1 protein-coding gene is annotated in these 380 nt (G+C 30.0%); it reads left to right on the top strand.

The genetic code is table 11. From position 1 onward, the window contains the following. Positions 1-45: 45 nt before the first annotated feature. Positions 46-380 (top strand): IS200/IS605 family transposase (gene tnpA, locus KGF36_RS19945; protein ID WP_227854983.1); only part of this gene is annotated, 335 nt, incomplete at its 3' end.

Here is a 380-nt window from a genome sequence, read left to right as displayed (position 1 = left end):
CTAACACTACGAATGATAGATTATGTGTAGGAGGTGTTAGTTTTTATGTATAAATCTAACGGAAATATAACATATGACTGTAAATATCATATAATATTTTGTCCTAAGTATCGTAAACCTGTTTTAGTTGGCGAAGTAGAAAAGATGTTAAAGGAGATAATACCATATAAAGCAGATGAACTTGGAGCAGAAATAATAGAAATGGAAATAAACAAAGACCATGTGCATTTATTAATATCATGTGACCCACAATTTGGAATCCATAAAGTAGTAAAAGGTTTAAAAGGTTTTAGTTCAAGAGTATTAAGAGAAAATTTCCAACATTTAAAGTCTAGTATGCCTAGTATGTGGACTAATAGTTATTTCGTAGGAACTGTTGG

It is taken from the genome of Clostridioides sp. ZZV14-6009 (genome assembly GCF_020658095.1).
Classification (GTDB): domain Bacteria; phylum Bacillota; class Clostridia; order Peptostreptococcales; family Peptostreptococcaceae; genus Clostridioides.
The sequence above is the reverse complement of the archived record's forward strand: the minus strand, read 5'-3'. Positions and strand labels throughout refer to the sequence as shown.